This window comes from Pseudomonas sp. KCJK9016 (assembly GCF_046231795.1).
Lineage (GTDB): Bacteria > Pseudomonadota > Gammaproteobacteria > Pseudomonadales > Pseudomonadaceae > Aquipseudomonas > Aquipseudomonas bananamidigenes.
Genome location: NZ_JBJJMM010000016.1, coordinates 12,982 through 32,624, shown reverse-complemented (window position 1 = coordinate 32,624; position 19,643 = coordinate 12,982). Strand labels below are relative to the sequence as shown.

At 61.9% G+C, this 19,643-nt stretch carries 20 protein-coding genes; 12 read left to right on the top strand and 8 right to left on the bottom strand.

The features are described 5' to 3' along the window. Nucleotides 1-97: 97 nt before the first annotated feature. Complete coding sequence (locus ACK6BI_RS16910; protein ID WP_409317945.1) at nucleotides 98-637, bottom strand: chalcone isomerase family protein; 540 nt, start codon at nucleotides 635-637, stop codon at nucleotides 98-100. 146 nt (nucleotides 638-783) lie between these two features. Here ACK6BI_RS16910 and ACK6BI_RS16905 point away from each other — a divergent pair, with 146 nt between their 5' ends. Together ACK6BI_RS16905 and ACK6BI_RS16900 are read left to right on the top strand one after the other, a co-directional pair. Next, complete coding sequence (locus tag ACK6BI_RS16905) at nucleotides 784-1,557, top strand: hypothetical protein (RefSeq protein WP_409317944.1); 774 nt, start codon at nucleotides 784-786, stop codon at nucleotides 1,555-1,557. Nucleotides 1,558-1,643: 86 nt separating this feature from the next. Beyond that, complete coding sequence (locus ACK6BI_RS16900; protein WP_409317943.1) at nucleotides 1,644-2,210, top strand: hypothetical protein; 567 nt, start codon at nucleotides 1,644-1,646, stop codon at nucleotides 2,208-2,210. A gap of 3 nt (nucleotides 2,211-2,213) precedes the next feature. On the opposite strand, the gene ACK6BI_RS16895 is transcribed toward ACK6BI_RS16900, so the two are convergent. The 4 genes from ACK6BI_RS16895 to ACK6BI_RS16880 form a co-directional block, all read right to left on the bottom strand. Next, entirely contained in the window at nucleotides 2,214-2,927 is a 714-nt protein-coding gene (locus tag ACK6BI_RS16895) for an alpha/beta hydrolase (RefSeq protein WP_409317942.1), read from the bottom strand. A 64-nt stretch (nucleotides 2,928-2,991) separates the two neighbouring features. Then, nucleotides 2,992-4,104: a succinylglutamate desuccinylase/aspartoacylase family protein gene (locus ACK6BI_RS16890; RefSeq protein ID WP_409317941.1), complete on the bottom strand. Its 1,113-nt coding sequence runs from the start codon at nucleotides 4,102-4,104 to the stop codon at nucleotides 2,992-2,994. 126 nt (nucleotides 4,105-4,230) lie between these two features. Then, nucleotides 4,231-5,010: an ABC transporter substrate-binding protein gene (locus ACK6BI_RS16885; protein WP_065260389.1), complete on the bottom strand. Its 780-nt coding sequence runs from the start codon at nucleotides 5,008-5,010 to the stop codon at nucleotides 4,231-4,233. A 255-nt stretch (nucleotides 5,011-5,265) separates the two neighbouring features. Continuing rightward, nucleotides 5,266-5,700, bottom strand: coding sequence for a rhodanese-like domain-containing protein (locus ACK6BI_RS16880; protein WP_409317940.1), 435 nt, complete (start codon nucleotides 5,698-5,700; stop codon nucleotides 5,266-5,268). A 102-nt stretch (nucleotides 5,701-5,802) separates the two neighbouring features. On the opposite strand from ACK6BI_RS16880, the gene ftrA reads away from it, so the two are divergent. Beyond that, nucleotides 5,803-6,792, top strand: a complete 990-nt coding sequence (gene ftrA / locus ACK6BI_RS16875) for a transcriptional regulator FtrA (protein WP_409317939.1) — start codon at nucleotides 5,803-5,805, stop codon at nucleotides 6,790-6,792. Here ftrA and cobF read toward each other — a convergent pair. Both cobF and ACK6BI_RS16865 read right to left on the bottom strand, forming a co-directional pair. Further along, the gene (gene cobF, locus ACK6BI_RS16870; RefSeq protein WP_409317938.1) at nucleotides 6,761-7,516 is read right to left on the bottom strand and encodes a precorrin-6A synthase (deacetylating); all 756 of its coding nucleotides are present in this window, start codon (nucleotides 7,514-7,516) and stop codon (nucleotides 6,761-6,763) included. The two genes, ftrA and cobF, sit on opposite strands and share 32 nt — an antisense overlap. Further along, complete coding sequence (locus tag ACK6BI_RS16865; RefSeq protein ID WP_409317937.1) at nucleotides 7,513-8,085, bottom strand: histidine phosphatase family protein; 573 nt, start codon at nucleotides 8,083-8,085, stop codon at nucleotides 7,513-7,515. Before ACK6BI_RS16865 ends, cobF begins: the two co-directional genes overlap by 4 nt. A gap of 320 nt (nucleotides 8,086-8,405) precedes the next feature. Here ACK6BI_RS16865 and ACK6BI_RS16860 point away from each other — a divergent pair, with 320 nt between their 5' ends. From ACK6BI_RS16860 to ACK6BI_RS16825, 8 genes are all read left to right on the top strand, one after another. Beyond that, on the top strand, nucleotides 8,406-9,260 hold the full coding sequence (locus ACK6BI_RS16860) for a MurR/RpiR family transcriptional regulator (RefSeq protein WP_409317936.1): 855 nt from the start codon (nucleotides 8,406-8,408) through the stop codon (nucleotides 9,258-9,260). Nucleotides 9,261-9,262: 2 nt separating this feature from the next. After that, a complete protein-coding gene (locus tag ACK6BI_RS16855; protein WP_409317935.1) occupies nucleotides 9,263-9,907 on the top strand; it encodes an isochorismatase family cysteine hydrolase in 645 nt (214 codons plus the stop codon). Beyond that, nucleotides 9,904-11,235, top strand: a complete 1,332-nt coding sequence (locus ACK6BI_RS16850) for a glutamine synthetase (protein WP_409317934.1) — start codon at nucleotides 9,904-9,906, stop codon at nucleotides 11,233-11,235. The genes ACK6BI_RS16855 and ACK6BI_RS16850 overlap by 4 nt, the downstream gene beginning before the upstream one ends. After that, nucleotides 11,219-11,971 carry an N-formylglutamate amidohydrolase gene (locus tag ACK6BI_RS16845; RefSeq protein WP_409317933.1) on the top strand — a complete coding sequence of 251 codons (753 nt, stop codon included), beginning with the start codon at nucleotides 11,219-11,221 and terminating at the stop codon, nucleotides 11,969-11,971. Before ACK6BI_RS16850 ends, ACK6BI_RS16845 begins: the two co-directional genes overlap by 17 nt. A gap of 87 nt (nucleotides 11,972-12,058) precedes the next feature. Next, on the top strand, nucleotides 12,059-13,408 hold the full coding sequence (locus ACK6BI_RS16840; RefSeq protein WP_409317932.1) for an APC family permease: 1,350 nt from the start codon (nucleotides 12,059-12,061) through the stop codon (nucleotides 13,406-13,408). 118 nt (nucleotides 13,409-13,526) lie between these two features. Further along, nucleotides 13,527-14,543: an arginine N-succinyltransferase gene (locus ACK6BI_RS16835; protein WP_409317931.1), complete on the top strand. Its 1,017-nt coding sequence runs from the start codon at nucleotides 13,527-13,529 to the stop codon at nucleotides 14,541-14,543. A 55-nt stretch (nucleotides 14,544-14,598) separates the two neighbouring features. Continuing rightward, nucleotides 14,599-15,633 carry an arginine N-succinyltransferase gene (gene astA / locus ACK6BI_RS16830; RefSeq protein ID WP_409317930.1) on the top strand — a complete coding sequence of 345 codons (1,035 nt, stop codon included), beginning with the start codon at nucleotides 14,599-14,601 and terminating at the stop codon, nucleotides 15,631-15,633. A 160-nt stretch (nucleotides 15,634-15,793) separates the two neighbouring features. Beyond that, on the top strand, nucleotides 15,794-16,663 hold the full coding sequence (locus ACK6BI_RS16825; RefSeq protein ID WP_221733829.1) for an oxaloacetate decarboxylase: 870 nt from the start codon (nucleotides 15,794-15,796) through the stop codon (nucleotides 16,661-16,663). Between the two features lie 88 nt (nucleotides 16,664-16,751). On the opposite strand, the gene ACK6BI_RS16820 is transcribed toward ACK6BI_RS16825, so the two are convergent. Beyond that, nucleotides 16,752-17,987 (bottom strand): M20/M25/M40 family metallo-hydrolase, encoded by a 1,236-nt coding sequence (locus tag ACK6BI_RS16820; RefSeq protein ID WP_409317929.1) that lies wholly within the window; start codon nucleotides 17,985-17,987, stop codon nucleotides 16,752-16,754. 187 nt (nucleotides 17,988-18,174) lie between these two features. Here ACK6BI_RS16820 and ACK6BI_RS16815 point away from each other — a divergent pair, with 187 nt between their 5' ends. Further along, on the top strand, nucleotides 18,175-19,629 hold the full coding sequence (locus ACK6BI_RS16815; protein WP_409317928.1) for a flavin-containing monooxygenase: 1,455 nt from the start codon (nucleotides 18,175-18,177) through the stop codon (nucleotides 19,627-19,629). The last annotated feature ends 14 nt before the right edge of the window (nucleotides 19,630-19,643 follow it).

Here is a 19,643-nt window from a genome sequence, read left to right as displayed (position 1 = left end):
TTTGGGCAGGCTGAATTTCACGCACACATCCAGAAACAAGTCGAAAGGCGCAGCTTAGACGTTTCAGTCGGCGCACCCAAGCGCCGATGTGCTGCGCTCAGGGTCCGGCAGTGCCGAGCAATTGCCGGCGCAATTCGGGGCTGCGCGTGCGTGGGTCCAGCCAGATATTGAAAAACGCCTGGGCGAACAGAGGATCGTCGATCTCATGTTGCAACTGTTGGCCGACAAAGAACCGTGCGCCCTGCCCCGGCAGATACACCCCGGTAATCCGCGTGCCGGCCTGGACGTCGACGAACGATTGCTGCATCTGGGTCTGCCACACGGCCAGTTGTGCCGGGCTGATGGCGGAGCCCGCCAGGCGTTTGATTTCATCGACGCTGGCCTTCACCAGATCATCGCGCGACACATTGCGCCGGTAGATCAGCTCCAGCGCGAAAGGCTGGCCGTCGGCGAGCGGTCGTGCGGCACTCCACAACCGGGCGTTATATATGTCGAAACCGAACACGCTGAAGTCACCGGTGCCGATGATCTGCGCGCCGGGCACAGCGTCCTGCCAACTGGCCCAGGTCGGTGTCAGCAACAATGCCCACAAGCCGACTCCGCAGCATCCACGCAACACCCTCGGTGTTCTGCTCATCGCGGCATCGACTCCGGTAAACCCTGATTACCAGAGCATAGTCGGCGATCCCTTTCGGCACTTTGTATACATTTATTGCATGCATTTTCAGCAATCCATCACCGGCAATGCTACCGTGGCCGTCTCTCACCCACGGAGTCACCCGCGTGCTGATCCTCAAACTGCTGCTGATCCCCGGTTTTCTTTTGCTGATTTCCCTGGCGGGCAAACGTTGGGGTCCCAGCGTGGCCGGGTGGCTGTCGGGGTTGCCGGTGGTGGTCGGGCCGATTCTGTTTTTCCTCGCCATCGAGCAAGGTCCGGCGTTTGCCGCGCAATCGGCGGTCGCGGCGCTGTCGGCCATGTTTGCGATGATTGCGTTTTGCATCACCTACGCGCAGGTGGCGCAGCGGGCGAAATGGCCGTTGGCGCTGGTGGTTTCTCTTTCGATCTGGGCCGTGTTGGCGCTGATCCTGTCGCTGATTCCGGCGTCGCTGCCCTTCTCCATTGCCGCTGCGGCGACCGCCCTCCTTGCCGCGCCCTACCTGTTCCCCAAGGTGCAACCGGTGACCAGCGGCCCGGCGCCGAAGTCGGACAAACTGATCTGGCGGATGATTGCCGGGGCGGCGTTGACGCTGGTGGTTACGATGCTGGCCAGCACGGTCGGCGAGCGCTGGAGCGGATTGCTCGCGGTGTTCCCGGTGCTGGGCAGCGTGATGGCAGTGTTTTCCCAGCAGACGCGCGGGCCGGCATTCACCGCCGCGCTGTTGCGGGCGACGGCCACGGGGATGTATTCGTTTTCGGCGTTTTGCCTGGTGTTGGCCCTGACGGTGCCAAGTCTGGGTTATGGCGGCTTCGTCGTGGCGGTGGCCGTTTCGGTGGCGATGCTCGGGGTCACGCGGCAGTTGCTGGCCAGGCCGGCGCCAGCGCCGTCGGCCAATTGAATCCGCCCGGACAAACCGCTCTGGAGTGCCGGGTGTGCTCCGTGGGATGATCGCCGCCCAAGCGCGACCATCCCTCGGAGATTCGAATGTCATTGCTTAGCAAGAAAGCCGTCGTCCTGCTGCTGGCGGCGGTGGCCGGTTTCGGCGCCGTCGGTGCCCAGGCGGCCAAGGCCAAAGAGAAGGCTGTCACCGAGAAAGTCTCGATGCTCGACGGCAAGTTCAGTTTTATCTTGCCCAAGGGTTTCGTCGGCGACCCGCTGCCGGCCGGCCCGACCGGTGCCAAGGGCACGATGTACACCAACCAGACCAGCAAAACCGTGGTCATCACCGCCGAGAACCAGATTCCCGAAGGCAACAACGTCAAGGACAACGACAGTGCATTTCTCGACAGCACCGTCTCCGACTTCATCGAAGGCCAGCGCAAGGCACTGCCGGACTTCAACAAGCTGAGCGAAAAGAGCCTGACCCGCAAAAGCAATGGCCTGGGACTGCGCCAGGTGGACAGCACCGCGACCCAGGGCGGTGGCCAGACGCTCAACACCACGCTGATGGCCGGCTCCGGCACCCGCATGGCGCTGGTTCAGGTGATTTCCCGGGCCAGCGACAAGAGCGGTCACGACGCGCTGGTGAAAGCCATCCTCAGCGAAAAATGATCGTCACGGATTGAGTCGCTGCAACCAGCCGTTCAAATCCCGAAGCTCGGCCGCACTGATGCTGTGGCCGACGCCGGGATAGGCATGAAATTCCGGTGTGTAATCCAGCTTCTCCAGCAGCGCTTTGGCCGACGTGGCGCCACTGTAAGGCACCCGGTCATCCGCCGTACCATGGCCGATGAAGATCGCCAGCGGCGGATGCTGCGCTGACGTCAGCTCATTCTTGAGCACCGGCAACACCCGCCCGCTCAACGCCGCAATGCCACCGACCGCTGCCGGCTGCCGCAACCCCACCTCGTAGGTCATCATGGCGCCCTGGCTGAAACCGATCAGGTACACCTTATCCGGTCGGGCGTGATATTTCTGCGCGGCTGCGGTGACAAAGGCTCGCAGTTTCTGGCTGGCGGCCTTCAGATCATCGGTCTCACCGTTGTAGGCTCCTTCGCCCTTCTTGCGAAACCACTGGAATCGCCCTTCTCCCAACGCCATCGGCGCCTGCACCGACAGGTAGTTGTATTGCGCGGGCAGCTGAAATTTCATGCCGATCAGGTCGGCTTCGTTACTGCCATAGCCATGCAGGAAAATCACCAGCGGACGCTGTTCGGCGTCCGGGTGAACCTGGGCCAGGTAGTTGAGCGGCAGATCGTTCTGCAGCGAGGTCTGAGCCTGAACGGCGGTGGACACAAGCAGCGTCAGCAGCGCAAACACTTTCAACATAAGCCTTCCTTCACACAGTGCAGGGTTCGGGGCAGAGCCTAACACTGTGGTTCGGCCGAAGGAGTCAATCGTTAATCAGCTTGCCTGCCCGAATCGGCTCGCGCCCCGCCACTTTCGCCTGCCAGGTGCCCGGCTGGGTGTAGCGCCCACGGTCGATGGCGAAGAGCACGCCGCTGGTGCCGGCGCGCACGGTGGTGACGCGATCCTTCAACGGATCGACCACTTCAAACAGGGGATCACCGCGCTCGACCCATTCACCGGCGTCGCGCAGGAAGCTCACCACGCCGTGGTGCGGAGCGAACAGGTATTCGGTGCCTTCGAACGGCATGCCTTCGCAGCATGCTTGCGGCGCTTGCGGCCATTCGCCGCTGATGAAGCCCTGCTCTGCCAGAAAGCCCAGGATCGCTTCGCAATTGGCCTGTGCCTGATCGACCCGGGTATCGCCCATACTGCCCAGTTCCAGCGTGGTGGCGAGGTTGGCGGGTGGAATCGCCGCGTTCGGAAACAACCGTGCCAGACGCAACCAGGGCGTGGAGCACGACTCATCGAACGAACTGCCGCCAGAGTCTTCACACAACAGTGCCACGCCGGCCTTCAAGCGAGCGGCAAGGGATTGCCATTGCGGCCAGTGTTGCGGCAGCGCGTAAAGGTGAATCGCCGCCTCGAAATCGCAGTGCAGGTCCAGTGTGATGTCGGCGTCGCAGGCATGGCGCAGCAACAGACGATGCAGCGCTTCCAGTTGCGAGGTCGGGGCCGGCAGGTCGTCGAGCACCTGGCCCATGGTCTGGCGGATAAGGGCGGTGTTGGCCTCGGCATCACTGCCCAACTGCTTGCCGATGCGCTCCGCCACCGGGGCACTGAGTTCAACGAAGGAACGGTTGAAGTTCTTGCCGCTCGCCAGTTCGAAGCGGCCCAGATGACTGCCTTGCAGGTGTTGGTCGAGACCGATGGGATTGGCCACCGGCACCAGTTCGATCACGCCTTGCAGCCGGCCTTGCTGTTCCAGTTCGCTCAGGCGCTGTTTCAGTTCCCACGCGGTGCGCATGCCCGGCAACTCATCGGCGTGCAGGCTGGCCTGAATGTAGACCTTGCGCGGGCCGGTACCGTAACGAAAGACGCTGAGAGAGCGCTCGCTACCCAAGTGGCTCCAGGGCAGAACATGATCGATGCGTTGCATGGGGAACTCCGGAAATTCTGTAGTCGCTGCTGCACAGTGACTGCCTTGAAAATGTGCTGACAGGATAAATCACAGGCGAAAAAAAAGTGGCCACCGCATCAACGGGGCCACTTTTTCCAAGGCGTATTAATGGCCGTACACGTCAAAGTCGAAGTACTTGTCCTGCACTTGCTTGTACTTGCCGTTGGCGCGGATTTCATTGATGGCGGTGTTGAATTTCTCCGCCAGCTCGGTATCGCCTTTACGCACGGCGATACCGGCGCCGCCGCCGAAGTACTTGGCGTCTTCGTAGGTCGGGCCGACGAATTCGAAGCCTTTGCCGGCGTCGGTTTTCAGGAAGCCGTCGCTCAGGTTGACCGAGTCGGCCAGCATCGCGTCGATACGGCCGGACACCATGTCCAGGTTGGCTTCCTGCTGCGAGCCGTAACGCACCAGCTCGATCCCGGCCGGTACCAGCACTTCGGTAGCGTAACGGTCGTGGGTACTGGCGCGCAGCACGCCGACTTTCTTGCCCTTGAGCTCGACCAGCGGGTCTTTCACGCCGGAACCTTGCTTCATCACGAAGCGCGCCGGGGTATGGTAGTACTTGATGGTGAAATCGACGTTTTTTTTGCGATCGTCAGTGATGGTCATCGAGGACAGGATCGCGTCGATCTTCTTCACTTTCAGCGCCGGGATCAGGCCGTCGAACTCTTGCTCGACCCAGGTGCATTTGACTTTCATCTGCTCACACAGCGCGTCGCCGATGTCCACGTCGAAACCGGCCAGTTTGCCGTCAGGGGTTTTCATCGAGAATGGCGGGTAACCGGCTTCGATACCGATACGGATCGGTTTGGCGTCTTCGGCCACGGCGGTCAGGGACAACATCGACAGTGCCAGGGCACCGAACATAACCAGCTTTTTCATTTATTACTCCCGTGTGCGGAGGCTTTTATTGGCAGCTTTCGATTGTCAGGTTCGGCCTTGGGCTGGTGAGCGCAAAGAAACCGAAGTGGCCGGCAGTCTATGGCGCCACGCACGGGGCAAATTGTTTTTAAGCGACAAATACTTACAGAAAATCGGCGAGTGCCGTCACACAGGAAAAGTGTGCGCCAGAGCGGTGCAAGGGTTGTAGGACAAAGCCATTAAAAGTTGCCGCCGAGGGCGGCAACTCAACGGGTATCAGCAATCGCAGGCAATCGCAGGTGTCACGCTGCGTGGTGCCGGGACACTCAATTCGAAACCCTCATCGAGCCAGCCGGTCACCCCGCCGATCATTTCCTTGACCGGGTAACCCAGCGCCGCCAGTTTTACCGCAGCCTTGTTGGCACCATTGCAGTGTGGCCCGGCGCAATAGACCACGAACAGCGTGGAGCCAGGGTAGTCCGCCAGCGCTTCGGCGGTCAGCAGACGTCCCGGAATGTTGATCGCCCCCGGTACATGACCGCGCTCGAAGGCCAGCGGCCCGCGCACGTCCACCAGCACAAAGTCGACCTCGCCGGCCTCCTGGCTGCTGAAGACATCGGAACAGTCGGTCTCGAAGGTCAGACGGTTGCTGAAGTGCATCAGGGCAATGGCCGAAGGGGCTGCAGGAATTTGGCGAACCAGGCTGGGCATGTTGTGTTGCTCCTACGTCTGTGAAGGGATGAACAGACTTTATCGAGCCGTCGCTTGCCGCTAAAGTGGCGCACAAGACACTCACCGGGAACTTTCCGCCAAATGCCTGATTCACCTGGATTGGTCGCGATCCTGGCCTACGACGGCCTCTGTACGTTCGAGTTCGGCATCGCCGTGGAGATCTTCGGCCTGGCCCGACCGGAATTCGAATTCCCGTGGTACACGCACTGCATCGCCGCCGTCGATCAAGGCCCGATGCGCGCCATGGGCGGGATTCAGGTTTTGGCCGATGGCGGTCTGGAACTGTTGGCAGAGGCGCGCACCATCATCATTCCCGGCTGGCGTGACCGCAGCGCGCCGGTGCCTGAGGCATTGCTCGAAGCATTGCGTGATGCGCACTCGCGCGGCGCCCGGCTGTTGTCGATCTGCTCCGGCGTCTTTGTGCTGGCGGCCAGCGGACTTCTCGACGGACACGGCGCCACTACCCATTGGCGCTACACCACGGAGCTGGCCGAGCGCTTCCCGGCCATCGATGTCGATCCGGATGTGCTTTACGTCGATTCCGGCCAGTTGATCACCTCGGCCGGCAGCGCCGCCGGGATCGACGCCTGCCTGCATCTGGTGGCGCGGGACTTCGGTACTCAGGTGGCCAACTCGGTGGCGCGTCGGCTGGTGATGTCGCCGCAGCGCACCGGCGGTCAGGCGCAATTCATTCCGACACCGGTCAGCCCGACCCCGCGCAGCGATCTGTCGCGTGTGATGCAGTGGGCCCGCGAGCGCTTGCATGAACCACTGGAAGTACGCGATCTGGCTAGCGAAGCGGCGATGAGCGAACGTACCTTCCTGCGCAAATTCACCCAGGCCAGCGGTCAGTCGCCCAAAGCCTGGCTGCAACACGAGCGCCTGGCCCGGGCTCGGGAGTTACTGGAAAGCACACCGCAGAACACCGAACAGATCGCCCAGCGCTGTGGCTATCGTTCAGTGGAGAGCTTTCGCGTGGCGTTTCGCAGCGTGGTCGGCGTGCCGCCCTCGGTGTATCGCGAGCGCTTTGGTCGAGAGGTCAGGACTTGCGCAACAGATACGTGTCCATGATCCAGCCATGCTCGGCCCGCGCCGCCTTGCGTACCCGCTCGATGTCATCGGCGACATCCTTGAGCTTGCCGCTGATGAGGATTTCATCCGGCGTCCCGAGGTAGGCCCCCCAGTAGATCTCTGTCTCCTGATCAGCCACCCGATGATAGGAGTCTTCGGCATCGAGCATCACCACCAGGCTGTCGGTGTCGCTCACCTGCCCCACCGCCAGACGTCGGCCGGTGGTGATTTCAATCGAGTGGCCGATGGTATTCAACGGCACCTTGTGTTGCGCCGCCAGGGCCTGAACGCTGGTGATGCCAGGGATCACGTCGAACTCGAACGCACATCGCCCCGAGGCCAGAATCGCCTGCAGAATACGGATCGTGCTGTCGTACAACGCCGGATCACCCCACACTAGAAAACCGCCGCACTGACCGTCAGACAATTCGTCATTGATCAGGTGTTCGAAGGTTTGCTGCCTGGCCCGGTTCAAATCATCGACGCTGACCCCGTAATCCACGTCGCCGCGCTCCCGCTCCGGACTGCGGGCTTCGGCGAAGCGGTAAGTACGATCGGTGATGTAGCGTTCGCAGATTTCGCGACGCAGGTCGATCAACTTGTCCTTGCTCCGGCCCTTGTCCATGAGGAAAAACACGTCCACCTGATTCAACGCTTTCACGGCCTGCATCGTGATGTAGTCGGGGTTGCCGGCACCTATGCCGATCACCAGCAATCGCTTCATACGCAGTCTCCTTCAAGGTCGATGCCGGACAAGCGTAGTCGCCAGCGCCCGAAGAAACGCAACTCGACGGCCGCCAGCGGCTCGACATCGATCCGGTTGAACGCCTCGCCCTGCAGGACCTGTGTCAGCGCTGCCCGGATCAAGAACGGATGGGTCACGGCCACCACATGTCCCGGCGTGGTTTGCAGGGCCGCCAGCCACACGGCCACCCGTTCGCAGAGTTGGACCACTGACTCACCGCCGGGGGGCGCAACGCAGGGATCTTCGAGCCAGGCCTGCAAGGCTTCCGGTTCATCTCGCTGCAGGTCTTTGATCGACTGCCCCTGCCAACGGCCCCAGTCGCAATCGCGCAAGGCTTCATCAATCTTCGCATCTGCACCGAACCATGCGGCGGTCTGGCGTGTACGCAGTTCCGGACCGCAGATCAAACGACGTGGTAACTCGAACCGGCTGGCCAGGAAGTCAGACGTCACAGCCCTTTTTTCAACGGGCTCATCCGTAGGAAAACGCGCCAATTTTTGTGAGACGGTTCTGGCGTGACAAATCAAGGTCAAACGGGTGGCCTGCACGCTGGATCACTCGGTCAGAAAGTAAAAAACATCCGGCAAAGCGCCGGCAGAGCCGTAATTGTGCCGTAAACCGGGCTCCTTCGTGACAGCACCGAAATCGCTCCCTCATAACAAAGCGGTAATTACTGACACAACAATGGGCAATGGACTACAAGACCCGTGGATATCCATGTAGCCCTTGCTACACGGGCATTTCGCCCCATTTGGGGACTTCGCTGACGCCACGGAAAATTCACTAGACATGTAACGTCAGTTACATAAATACTGTTTTAACGGATTGTGAAGCGAATTCAACACCCCCCCATCCAGCAGGAGCCCGGATGCCCCCTCTCAGAGACCTGATTACCGATCCCGGCCTGGACCTTACGCCGTCAGAGCGCAAAGTCGTCCGCGCCTTGCTCGATCAGTACCCGCGCAACGGACTTGGCCCGATGGCACGTCTGGCAGAGCACGCCGGTGTCAGCGATCCGACCATCGTGCGTCTGGTCAAAAAACTCGGCTTTGGCGGTTACGCCGAATTTCAGGATGCCCTGCTCAGCGACATGGACCATCGCTTGCGTTCGCCACGCACGCTGCTGCAACCCCGTTCGAACCTGAACCAGGACGATGCCTGGAGCCACTATCTGGCCCACAGCCATAGCCTGCTGGCGGAAACCCAGGCCCTGACTCAACCCGAAGACGTGCGGATCCTGGCGCAATGGCTGCTTGACACCCGCCATCAGGTCTACTGCTTCGGCGGGCGCTTCAGCAGCCTGATGGCCACCTACCTGCTCAATCACCTGCGATTGCTGCGCCCCGGTTGTTTTGCCCTGGAAGACAACGCTCAACTGCCCGATCGCCTGTTCGATCTGCAACGTCAGGATGTGGTGCTGGTGTTCGACTATCGCCGCTACCAGACCCAGGCCCTGCGCGTGGCCACGGCGGCGAAGCACAACAATGCGCGGGTCGTGTTGTTCACCGACATCTACGCCTCGCCGTTGCGGGAACTGGCCGACATGATCATCAGCGCCCCGGTGGAGTCGGCGTCGCCGTTCGACACCATGGTTCCGGCGCTGGCCCAGGTCGAAGCGCTGATCGCCTGCCTGACCCTGCGCAGCCCGGACCTGGCGGACCGCCTGGAAGGCATCGATGCCTTGCGCAACGACTTCGACACCCATTTGCTGGAGGAAAAATAAGGATGTTCAGCCTTCCCCATCGCTCGCCACGGGACCTGCCGTTTGTCACCGATCACACCGCGCTGTTGCTGGTGGACATGCAGCGTGCCTGGCTCGAGCCGCAGTTCGACCCGCACCTCGAAGGCCCGGACGCCGCTTACTTCCTCCATCGCACACGCTCGCAAGTGGTGCCCAATCAGGTGCGCCTGCTCAACGCCTTCCGCGATGCGCGGCAGAATGTACTGCACACTCTGATCGAAAGCCTGACCGCCGATGGTCGTGACCGCTCGCTGGATCACAAACTGTCGGATATGCACCTGCCCAAGGGCAGCCCGCAGGCACAGGTCATCGCAGAACTGACCCCGGCAGAAAACGAAATCGTGCTGCCCAAGACCTCTTCCGGGGTCTTCAACTCGACCAACATCGACTATGTGCTGCGCAATCTGCAAACCCGTCATCTGATTATCGCCGGCATCGTCACCGACCAGTGCGTGGACATGGCCGTGCGCGACGCCGCCGACCGGGGCTATCTGGTGACGCTGGTGGCGGATGCCTGCGCGACCTACACCGAAGCACGCCATGACGCCTGCCTGAACGCGATCAAGGGCTACTGCTGGATCACCGACACCGACACCGTGCTCGGTCGTCTGCGGGAGATGACGCCATGAGCGAACGCCTGTCGCCACTGCCGATGACCACCATCGTTACCACCGACCTGATCGGCATCACCCGTGGCCGCTCGTTTCCCAGTGATGAACTGGAACACTATCAGGCGGCCGGTTGCGGCTGGGTGCCGGCCAACAGCGCGCTGACCCCGCAGGACATCATTGCCTCGGCCAACCCATGGGGCGCTTACGGCGATCTGCGGCTGATTCCCGACCTGGCCAGCCGCGTCACCGTCGGCAACGGCCCGGACGCCGCCGCCCCGGCGCTGGATTTCATCCACGGCGACATCCGCGAGACCGACGGACGCCCGTGGGGCGCCTGCCCGCGCACGCTGCTGAGCGATGAAGTCGAGCGTTATCGCGATCAGCTCGGCTTGCAGGTCAACGCCGCGTTCGAACACGAATTCAACCTGCACGCCGGCTTCGCCGAACACCTGGCCTTTTCGCTGGAGTCCCAGCGCCAGGGCGCGGAGTTCGGCGGCTGGCTGCTCAGTGCCCTGCGCGCCGGCGGTGTCGAGCCGGAAATGTTCCTGCCCGAATACGGCAAGCATCAATACGAAATCACCTGCCGCCCGACCCTCGGCGTGGCGGCGGCGGATCGTGCAGTGAACGTGCGCGAGATCACTCGCGAGATCGCCCGGCAGATGGGCCTGGATCTGAGCTTCGCACCGAAGACCGCCGCCGATGCGGTGTGCAACGGTGTACACCTGCACGTCAGCCTGCTGGACCTCGCGGGCCAGCCGATGCTCTATGACGCCGGCACCAGCAATGGCCTGTCGACCCTGGGTCAGCACTGGGCGGCTGGCGTGCTGCATTATTTGCCGGCGCTGTGTGCGTTCACTGCACCGACGCCGGTGTCCTACGAGCGCTTGCAGCCGCACCACTGGAGCGCGTCGTACGCCTGTCTGGGCCAGCAGAACCGCGAAGCGGCGCTGCGCATCTGCCCGACCGTGAGCCTGGGCAACAAACCCGTCGCCAGGCAATACAACCTGGAGTTCCGCGCCATGGACGCCACCGCCTCGCCGCACCTGGCGATGGCCGCGCTGCTGATCGCCGGACGTCTGGGCATCGAACAGCGTCTGGCGCTGAACGCGATCACCGATGAAGTCCCCGATTCACTCAACCAAGAACAACGGGCGGCCCGGGGCATTGTTGCCCTGCCCGCCTCACTGGCTCAGGCGCTGGATTGCCTGCGTCACAGCGAAGCGCTGACGGCGGCGCTGCCGGCGCCGTTGCTCGACACCTATTTCGCCCTTAAAACCGAGGAACTGGCGCTGACGGAACAGCTCTCGCCCGCTGACCTGTGTGAGCACTATGCACGCCTGTACTGAATCCACCGAGCTTGGGTTGTACACCCGACCGGTCTACAACCTGATCCGCGAAGATTCGACGCACCCACTGATTCTGGTGTGCGAGCACGCCAGCCGCTACATCCCCGACGCCCTGAACAACCTGGGCCTGGATGACGCGGCGGCGCGTGAACACATCGCTTGGGACATCGGTGCGCTGGAGCTGGCCGAGCGACTGTCGGAAACGATCGGCGCCACGCTGCTGAGCGCCAACTATTCACGGCTGCTGATCGACCTCAACCGGCCCCGCCATGCCCCGGACAGCATTCCGGCGCAGAGCGAGATCTATCAGGTGCCCGGCAATCGCGAACTCGACGAAGCCAGCCGCGAATACCGACGTCAGTGCCTGTTCAAGCCGTTCCATGCACGGCTGCAACAGTTGATCGACAAGCGTCTGGCCCAGGGCCGCCCAGTGCGGGTGGTCGGGATTCACAGTTTCACCCCGGTTTACTACGGCCAGCCGCGTGAACTGGAAGCCGGCGTGCTGTTCGGCCAGGCAAAGGCCTACGCCCAGCGCCTGCTCGACGGGCTCGGTCAGCATCCGCTGAAAGTGGCCGGCAACCAGCCGTACAGGATCGACCCGCTGGGCGACATGACCGTGCCGGTGCACGGCGATGCCCGGGGCCTCGACTCGGTACTGATCGAGGTGCGCAACGACCTGCTGCGCAGCCCGGACGCGGTTTCCCGCTGGGCAAATTATCTGGCTCCACTGCTTTGAACATGGCTGTAAAAACTGCTGACGCTGTAAACGACGGACCGACATAACAACTAAAACGAACGATTGGCTGACAAGGAGTTGCGCTTCATGGAAATAGAAGAGTTCGGCTACAAACAGGAGTTGAAACGTAGCCTGACGCTGACCGACCTGGTGGTGTACGGGATGATCTTCATGATCCCCATCGCCCCGTTCGGCGTGTATGGCTACGTCAACGCCGAGGCACCGGGAATGGTGCCGCTGGCGTACATCATCGGCATGGTGGCGATGATCTTCACCGCGCTGAGCTACGGCAGCATGGCCCGGGCCTTTCCGATTGCCGGTTCGGTCTATTCCTACGCGCAACGCGGCCTGAACCAGCACGTCGGCTTCATCGCCGGCTGGCTGATGCTGCTCGACTACCTGCTGATTCCGCCGCTGCTTTACGTTTATGCAGCGATGGCGCTCAACCATTTGTATCCGGACATCCCGAAAGTCGGCTTCATTCTCGCGTTCCTGGTCAGCGCGACCTTCGTCAACCTGCGCGGCATCACCTTCACCGCGCGCATGAACATCCTGTTCCTGCTGGCGCAGCTGGTTGTACTGGGGATCTTCCTGTTCTACGCCTGGAACGCTCTGCACAACGGTGGCGGCAACGGCCAGCTGACCCTGGCGCCGCTGTATCACCCGCAAACCTTCAACTTCGCCCTGCTGATGCAAGCAGTGTCGATTGCGGTGCTGTCGTTCCTCGGTTTCGATGCTATCTCCACACTGGCCGAAGAGATCAAGGGCGATCCGGGCCGCAGTGTCGGCAAAGCAGCGCTGATCACTCTGATGGTGATGGGCGCGATTTTCGTCGTACAGACCTGGATCGCCACCGATCTGGCAGCGGGCATGGGCTTCAAGTCCGCCGACACCGCGTTCTATGAAATCGCTGAAATCGCCGCCGGCAGCTGGCTGGCGACCCTGACCGGCGTCGCCACGGCCCTGGCCTGGGGCGTCGCGGTGGCGATCACTTCGCAAGCCGCCGTCTCGCGCCTGCTGTTCGGCATGGCCCGCGACGGCAAGCTGCCGAAAGTGCTGGCCCGGGTGCATCCAAAACACAACACGCCGTACCTGAGCATCTATCTGGTGGCCGTGCTGTCGCTGGTCATCTGTTACCTGTTCATCAACTCTGTGGACACGCTGACTTCGCTGGTCAACTTCGGCGCCCTGAGCGGCTTCATGCTGCTGCACCTGACCGTGATCAATTACTACTGGCGCCGGCAGAAGTCCGGCCAGGTGATCCGTCACCTGATCTGCCCGGTGATCGGCTTCGGCATCGTCGCGGCCATCATGTACAACATGGGTGTTGATGCGCAGAAACTCGGCCTGATCTGGATCGCCCTGGGTCTGGTGTACCTGTTCTTCCTGAACAGGCTCGGCGCCAGTACCGCGCTGCCCGACCCGAGTAATGGCTGACAAGAAAAAGGGCGGCGTCTGACAAGAATTCAGGCGACCGCCGCTTTAACGCGTGGAAACCGACAGTGATAGTCAGGTTCGGCGAATGTGCCGAACCTTTTGATACAGGAGTGCATCCATGCTGGTCTTACGTCCAGTCGAGCCTACCGACCTGCCTCAATTGCAACAACTGGCCCGGGACAGCCTGGTGGGTGTCACGTCCCTGCCGGACGACCGCGAACACCTGGGCGGGAAAATCGCCGCGTCCTGCGCGTCGTTCGACAGCAACGCCTCGGCCCAGGGCCCGGAGAATTACTTCTTCGTACTGGAAGACCAGGACCACCAGCGCTTGGTGGGCTGCTCGGAGATCCTCGCCACTGCCGGCTTCAACGAACCGTTCTACAGCCTGCGCAACCGCCACTTCACCAGTGCTTCGCGGGAACTGCACATCGAACACGGCGTGCCGGCACTGTCGCTGTGCCATGACCTGAGCGGACACACGCTGCTGCGCGGTTTTCACATCGACGCAGCGCTGGTGCGCACGCCGTACTCGGAATTGCTGTCGCGGGCGCGCCTGATGTTCATCGCCGCCCATGCGCCACGTTTCGCCGAAGCGGTGATCACCGAGATCGTCGGTTACAGCGATGAACAGGGGCAGTCGCCGTTCTGGGATGCGCTGGGCAAACACTTCTTCGACCTGCCCTACGTCGAGGCCGAACGCCTGTGCGGCTTGCAGAGCCGTACGTTTCTTGCCGAACTGATGCCGCAATACCCGATCTACGTGCCGATGCTGCCGCCAGCGGCGCAGGCGTGCATCGGCCGGGTACACCCCGACGGCCAGGAAGCCTTCGATATCCTCGAACGGGAAGGTTTTGAAACCAACAGCTACATCGACCTGTTCGATGCCGGTCCGACCCTGTACGCACGCACCGGCAACATCCGTTCGATTGCCGGCAGTCGGGTCGCCACGGTCCGGGAGGAACCACGGATCGACGCACGTGGTCGCTATCTGGTGAGTAACGATGCGCTGCATGGATACAGAGCAACGGTCGCCGAGCTGGATTACCAGCCCGACCAGCCCCTGGCGTTGACGCCGGCGATGTGTGCCGCGCTGAAGGTCAGCCATGGCGGCAATGTTCGGGTGGTCGCCCTGTGAACCGCGCCGGTATTTCACGACAGTGCCCGAGCAGGCGCGCAAAAGGAGTTGCAGCATGATTGTCCGTCCGGTCCAAGTCAGCGACCTGCCCGCCCTGATGACGCTGGTGCAGCAGGCCGGGCCCGGGTTCACCACCCTGCCGGCCAATGAAGATCGCCTGTTTCATCGGGTACGCTGGGCCCAACGCGCCTTCGCCGAGCAGGTCGAGCGCGCCGATGCCGATTACCTGTTCGTACTTGAAGACGATGAGCAGCGAGTGGTCGGGGTCAGTGCCCTGACCGGCGCCGTGGGTCTGCGCGAGCCCTGGTACAACTACCGGGTCGGTCTGACCGTCAGCTCGGCACCGGACCTTGGCATTCAGCGACAGATTCCGACGCTGTTCCTCAACAATGAACTGACGGGCCAATCGGAGCTGTGTTCGCTGTTTCTGCGCCACGACCAGCGCCACGGCAGCAACGGCCGCCTGCTGTCATTGGGGCGTTTGCTGTTCGTCGCCGAATTCCCGCATCTGTTCGGCGAGAAGATGATTGCCGAACTGCGCGGAAGTGCCGACGAGCAAGGCTGCTCGCCGTTCTGGGACAGCCTGGGCCGGCACTTCTTCCAGATGGACTTCAGCCACGCCGACCATTTGTCCGGATTGGGCAACAAGTCGTTCATCGCCGAACTGATGCCGCGCCAGCCGCTGTACACCTGTCTGCTTACCGAACAGGCCCAGGCGGTGATCGGTCAGGCCCACCCCAACACCGAACCGGCGCTGAAGATCCTTCAGGCCGAAGGTTTTGCCCATAAGGGTTATATCGATATCTTCGACGGCGGCCCGGTCATCGAGGCGCCGATCCACAACATCCGCACCGTGCGCGACAGCCTGGAACTGAGCCTGGGCATCGGCACGCCGGACGACCAGGCGCCGCTGTGGCTGATCCACAACCGGCGCCTGGAAAACTGCCGCATCACCGTGGCGCCGGGGCGTCGGGTCGGCGGCAGTCTGGTGGTCGACCGCCTCACCGCCAAGCGCCTGCAATTGCAGCCAGGCAACTCGGTGCGGGCGGTGCCGTTGCCCAATCAACAGCAGCAGGCGGTGGCGGCCTGAGCCCCCCAACCTGCGACAAGAAAGCCTGAACAGGTTTTTCCTGGTTAACTTCCTCGTTAATTAGTCATGATCCTTGACCCATTGGCGTGATAGCCTTTTCACCTTCGGCGTTGACACCTTTGCTCAAGCCTTTCCATTCCTTTGTATTGGTGGAACTCGTATGACCAGGCTTTCTCATCAAGATTTGCGCCGTAACTTCCGTCAGCTGCTGGCCTCCGACACCTGCTATCACACCGCCTCGGTGTTCGATCCGATGTCCGCCCGCATCGCCGCTGACCTGGGTTTTGAAGTCGGGATTCTCGGCGGCTCGGTCGCCTCGTTGCAGGTGCTGGGCGCTCCGGACTTTGCTCTGATCACCCTCAGTGAATTCGCCGAACAGGCCACCCGCATCGGCCGCGTCGCCCAATTGCCGGTGATCGCCGACGCCGACCACGGCTACGGCAACGCGCTCAATGTGATGCGCACCATCGTCGAACTGGAGCGCGCCGGCGTCGCCGCCCTGACCATCGAAGACACCTTGCTGCCGGCCCAGTTCGGCCGTAAATCCACCGACCTGATCACCGTCGCCGAAGGCGTCGGCAAGATTCGCGCGGCACTGGAAGCACGGGTCGATTCGGAAATGGCAATCATCGCCCGGACCAATGCCGGCATCCTGCCGAACCAGGAAATCATCAGCCGCACCCGGCAGTATCAGGCTGCCGGCGCCGATGGCATCTGCATGGTCGGCGTCCAGGACTTCGACCAGCTCGAGCAGATCGCCGAACACCTGACCGTCCCGCTGATGCTCGTCACTTACGGCAACCCGGCGCTGCGCGACGACAAACGCCTGGCCGAACTGGGCGTGCGCGTGACCATCGACGGCCACGGTGCTTACTTCGCCGCGATCAAGGCCACTTACGACAGCCTGCGCGAACAACGGCAGATCTTCACCCAGGCCTCGGACCTGAGCGCCACCGAACTGACCCACACCTACACCCAGCCTGAGGAATACATCCTCTGGGCCAAGGAATACATGAGCGTCAAAGAGTAACCCCGCACCACGTTACAAAGAGGCAGAGCGGCCCGACGCCATCACGAGTCCACTCGCATGGCGCCCGCCGCGAAACCGCTGGCTGCCGTTACTGTTTCGCCAACTCCATCATCATCCGCGACAACAGATAAATCCGCGGCGCCACGCTTTCCACCTCCGCATATTCTTCCGGCGTGTGAATGTTGCCGCCAACAATCCCGAACCCATCCAGCGTCGGCGTACCCACCCCGGCCGACAGGCTCGCATCCGCTGCCCCGCCGCTGCCTTCTTCGGTCAACTTGCGGCCGATCTCGCCATAAATCCCCTGAGCCATCGCCATCAAACGATCCGACTCCGCCGTCTGCGGCATCGGCGGCAGGCCGCGTTGCAGCGTGGTCTTCACTTCAGTCTCGGGGATCAACTTGTCCTGCGACACCCGCGCCAGATCCTTCTCGATCCGGTCGAATTCTTCCGGCACCGCTGCCCGCACGTCTGCTTTCGCGGTGGCCTGATCCGGGATCACATTGGTGCGGTCGCCCGCCTTGAGCACGGTGAAGTTGATGGTGGTTTTCTTCGCTTCGTCGCCGAGCTTGCCCAGTTGCAGGATCTGGTGCGCCGCCTCCATCGCCGCGTTGCGCCCCAGTTCCGGTGCGACGCCGGCATGGGCAGCCTTGCCCTTCACTTCGACCAGCGCGGTGGCGCTGCCCTTGCGCCAAACCACCAGGCCATCCGCCGGACGACCCGGCTCAAGGTTGAGCGTCACGTCGTGCAATTTGGCGGTTTTCTTGATCAGGTCGGTGGCGACGTCCGAACCGGTTTCCTCGCTGGCGTCGAGCAGGAACGTGATTTGCGCGTAGTCCTTGAAGTCGAGGTTCTTGAGGATTTTCAGCGCATAGATGCCGGCGACGATGCCGCCCTTGTCGTCCATCACCCCAGGGCCGTAGGCGCGGCCGTCCTTGATGTGAAACGGTCGCTCGGCGGCGGAGCCTTCCTTGAACACGGTGTCCATGTGCGCCATCAGCAGGATCTTTGCCTTGCCGGTGCCTTTGAACGTGGCGAGTACGTGGTGGGTCTTTTCCGGCGTGTTGGGCACAACCTCGATGGTGGCTCCAAGCTTTTTCAGCTCGTCGATGGCGATTTCGCTGACTTGTCTGAGGCCGTTTTCATCGCCGGAACCGGAATCGATGTTGACCAGCCGCTCCAGCAGTTTCAGGGCTTGCGGTTTGAACTGTTCGGCTTCGGCGAGCACCTGTTTATGCGGTTCGGCGAAAGCCCCGGCGGCTGCCAAAGAGAGGGTCAGGCCGAGGCCGGCGGCGAGCAGAGAACGAGGGAAATTGAACGTCATGAATCAATCCTTGTTTCGTGTCGGGTACTGAACCGTACCTGACATCGCCCCGGGGCTCCATACCGGATGCGACCCCCATCCTGTCCAGAGCGAAGCCGGATCCGCGCCACTTCCAGCACACGTCAGGCAAATGGTTGGCTATACATGAAAGGAAGAAAACGGAAAAAAAATTTCAAGAAGGAACCCCATGCAGAGCTATCAAGTGTTGATCATCGGCAGCGGCTTTGGTGGCCAGTGTGCGGCGGTCAACCTGCTCAAGGCCGGCATCGACGATTTTCGCCTGCTGGAACGGCGGGACTTTTTCGGCGGCACCTGGTGCCAGAACACTTACCCCGGCGCGGCGGTGGACGTGCCGTCGCCCCTGTATTCGCTGTCGTTCGCGCCCTTCCCGTGGACACAGATGTTCGCCGCACAGGCCGAGCTGCATCGCTACACCGAACAGGTGATCGAGCGCTTCGGCCTGCGCGACCGGGTGGAACTGCAAGCCAATGTCGAACATATCGAATGGGACGACGGCGCAAAGCGCTGGGCCGTACACACCGGCACCAAAGGCACCTACTACGCGCAGTTCCTGATCAATGCCACCGGACCGTTGAGCCAGCCGGTCGTCCCGCACTTCCCCGGTCAGGATCGCTTTCAGGGCAAGACCTTTCATACAAACCATTGGGATCACAGCTACGACTATCGCGGTAAACGGGTGGCCATCGTCGGCAGCGGCGCCAGTGCGGTGCAAGTGATTCCGACGATTGCAGCGGATGTTGCGCATTTGCACGTCTTTCAGCGGACACCCCACTGGGTACTGCCACGCCCCGACCGAAAGTTCGGACGTTTCCAGCGCTGGCTGCTGGGGCTGAAACCGGCCTGGAAGCTGTTGCGCTGGATGATCTACTGGCAGTTCGAAACCCGGATCATCGCCTTCAAGTATTCGAAGCCGGCGATTCACATGGTGCAGAACCAGGCGCTGAAATTTCTCAAACGCCAGGTTGCCGATCCCGAACTGCAGCGAAAACTCACACCGGACTTCACCATCGGCTGCAAAAGGGTGTTGCTCTCCAACACCTATTACCCGGCGCTGACCCGCGCCAATGTCACGCTGCACAGTCGCGAACAGGCCATCGCCGCACTCGACGAAACCGGCATCATCACCACGGATGGCCAGCACATCGATGTCGATCTGATCGTCTGGTCAACCGGTTATGACGCCACCGATGGCGTGATTTCCTACCCGGTCAGCGGAAAAAACGGCATCAGACTGCGGGACGTCTGGGCGCAGTATCCCCGCGCCTACCTCGGCACCAGCCTGCCGGACTTTCCCAACCTTTTCATCGTCACCGGGCCGAACACCGGCATCGGTCACACCTCGGCCCTGTTCATCATCGAATCGCAGATGAACTACATCCTCGACTGCATCCGCACCGTTCAAGCCAAAGGACTGCGCAGCATCGAAGTTCGCCCCGAAGCAGAACGTACCTACACTCAGATGATTCACCGGGAGATGGAGCGCACGGTCTGGAAAACCGGTGGCTGCCACAGTTGGTATCAAAGCAGGAGCGGTCATGTGATCGCGATGTTCCCCGGCTTCAGTTTCAGCTTTTACCGGTTGACCCGTGGGCTGAAACCGGCCGACCACATTCTGTCTTGAACAAGGAAGATGTC

What these genes read in the sequence shown, in the direction of transcription:
- astA (WP_409317930.1), top strand. Translation starts at nt 14,599, where the DNA reads ATGATTGTCCGTCCGGTCCAAGTCAGCGACCTGCCCGCCCTGATGACG.
- ACK6BI_RS16835 (WP_409317931.1), top strand. Translation starts at nt 13,527, where the DNA reads ATGCTGGTCTTACGTCCAGTCGAGCCTACCGACCTGCCTCAATTGCAA.
- ACK6BI_RS16910 (WP_409317945.1), bottom strand. Translation starts at nt 637, where the DNA reads ATGAGCAGAACACCGAGGGTGTTGCGTGGATGCTGCGGAGTCGGCTTG.
- cobF (WP_409317938.1), bottom strand. Translation starts at nt 7,516, where the DNA reads ATGAAGCGATTGCTGGTGATCGGCATAGGTGCCGGCAACCCCGACTAC.
- ACK6BI_RS16895 (WP_409317942.1), bottom strand. Translation starts at nt 2,927, where the DNA reads ATGTTGAAAGTGTTTGCGCTGCTGACGCTGCTTGTGTCCACCGCCGTT.
- ACK6BI_RS16885 (WP_065260389.1), bottom strand. Translation starts at nt 5,010, where the DNA reads ATGAAAAAGCTGGTTATGTTCGGTGCCCTGGCACTGTCGATGTTGTCC.
- ACK6BI_RS16855 (WP_409317935.1), top strand. Translation starts at nt 9,263, where the DNA reads ATGTTCAGCCTTCCCCATCGCTCGCCACGGGACCTGCCGTTTGTCACC.
- ACK6BI_RS16890 (WP_409317941.1), bottom strand. Translation starts at nt 4,104, where the DNA reads ATGCAACGCATCGATCATGTTCTGCCCTGGAGCCACTTGGGTAGCGAG.
- ACK6BI_RS16820 (WP_409317929.1), bottom strand. Translation starts at nt 17,987, where the DNA reads ATGACGTTCAATTTCCCTCGTTCTCTGCTCGCCGCCGGCCTCGGCCTG.
- ACK6BI_RS16845 (WP_409317933.1), top strand. Translation starts at nt 11,219, where the DNA reads ATGCACGCCTGTACTGAATCCACCGAGCTTGGGTTGTACACCCGACCG.
- ACK6BI_RS16825 (WP_221733829.1), top strand. Translation starts at nt 15,794, where the DNA reads ATGACCAGGCTTTCTCATCAAGATTTGCGCCGTAACTTCCGTCAGCTG.
- ACK6BI_RS16900 (WP_409317943.1), top strand. Translation starts at nt 1,644, where the DNA reads ATGTCATTGCTTAGCAAGAAAGCCGTCGTCCTGCTGCTGGCGGCGGTG.
- ACK6BI_RS16840 (WP_409317932.1), top strand. Translation starts at nt 12,059, where the DNA reads ATGGAAATAGAAGAGTTCGGCTACAAACAGGAGTTGAAACGTAGCCTG.
- ftrA (WP_409317939.1), top strand. Translation starts at nt 5,803, where the DNA reads ATGCCTGATTCACCTGGATTGGTCGCGATCCTGGCCTACGACGGCCTC.
- ACK6BI_RS16815 (WP_409317928.1), top strand. Translation starts at nt 18,175, where the DNA reads ATGCAGAGCTATCAAGTGTTGATCATCGGCAGCGGCTTTGGTGGCCAG.
- ACK6BI_RS16880 (WP_409317940.1), bottom strand. Translation starts at nt 5,700, where the DNA reads ATGCCCAGCCTGGTTCGCCAAATTCCTGCAGCCCCTTCGGCCATTGCC.
- ACK6BI_RS16860 (WP_409317936.1), top strand. Translation starts at nt 8,406, where the DNA reads ATGCCCCCTCTCAGAGACCTGATTACCGATCCCGGCCTGGACCTTACG.
- ACK6BI_RS16850 (WP_409317934.1), top strand. Translation starts at nt 9,904, where the DNA reads ATGAGCGAACGCCTGTCGCCACTGCCGATGACCACCATCGTTACCACC.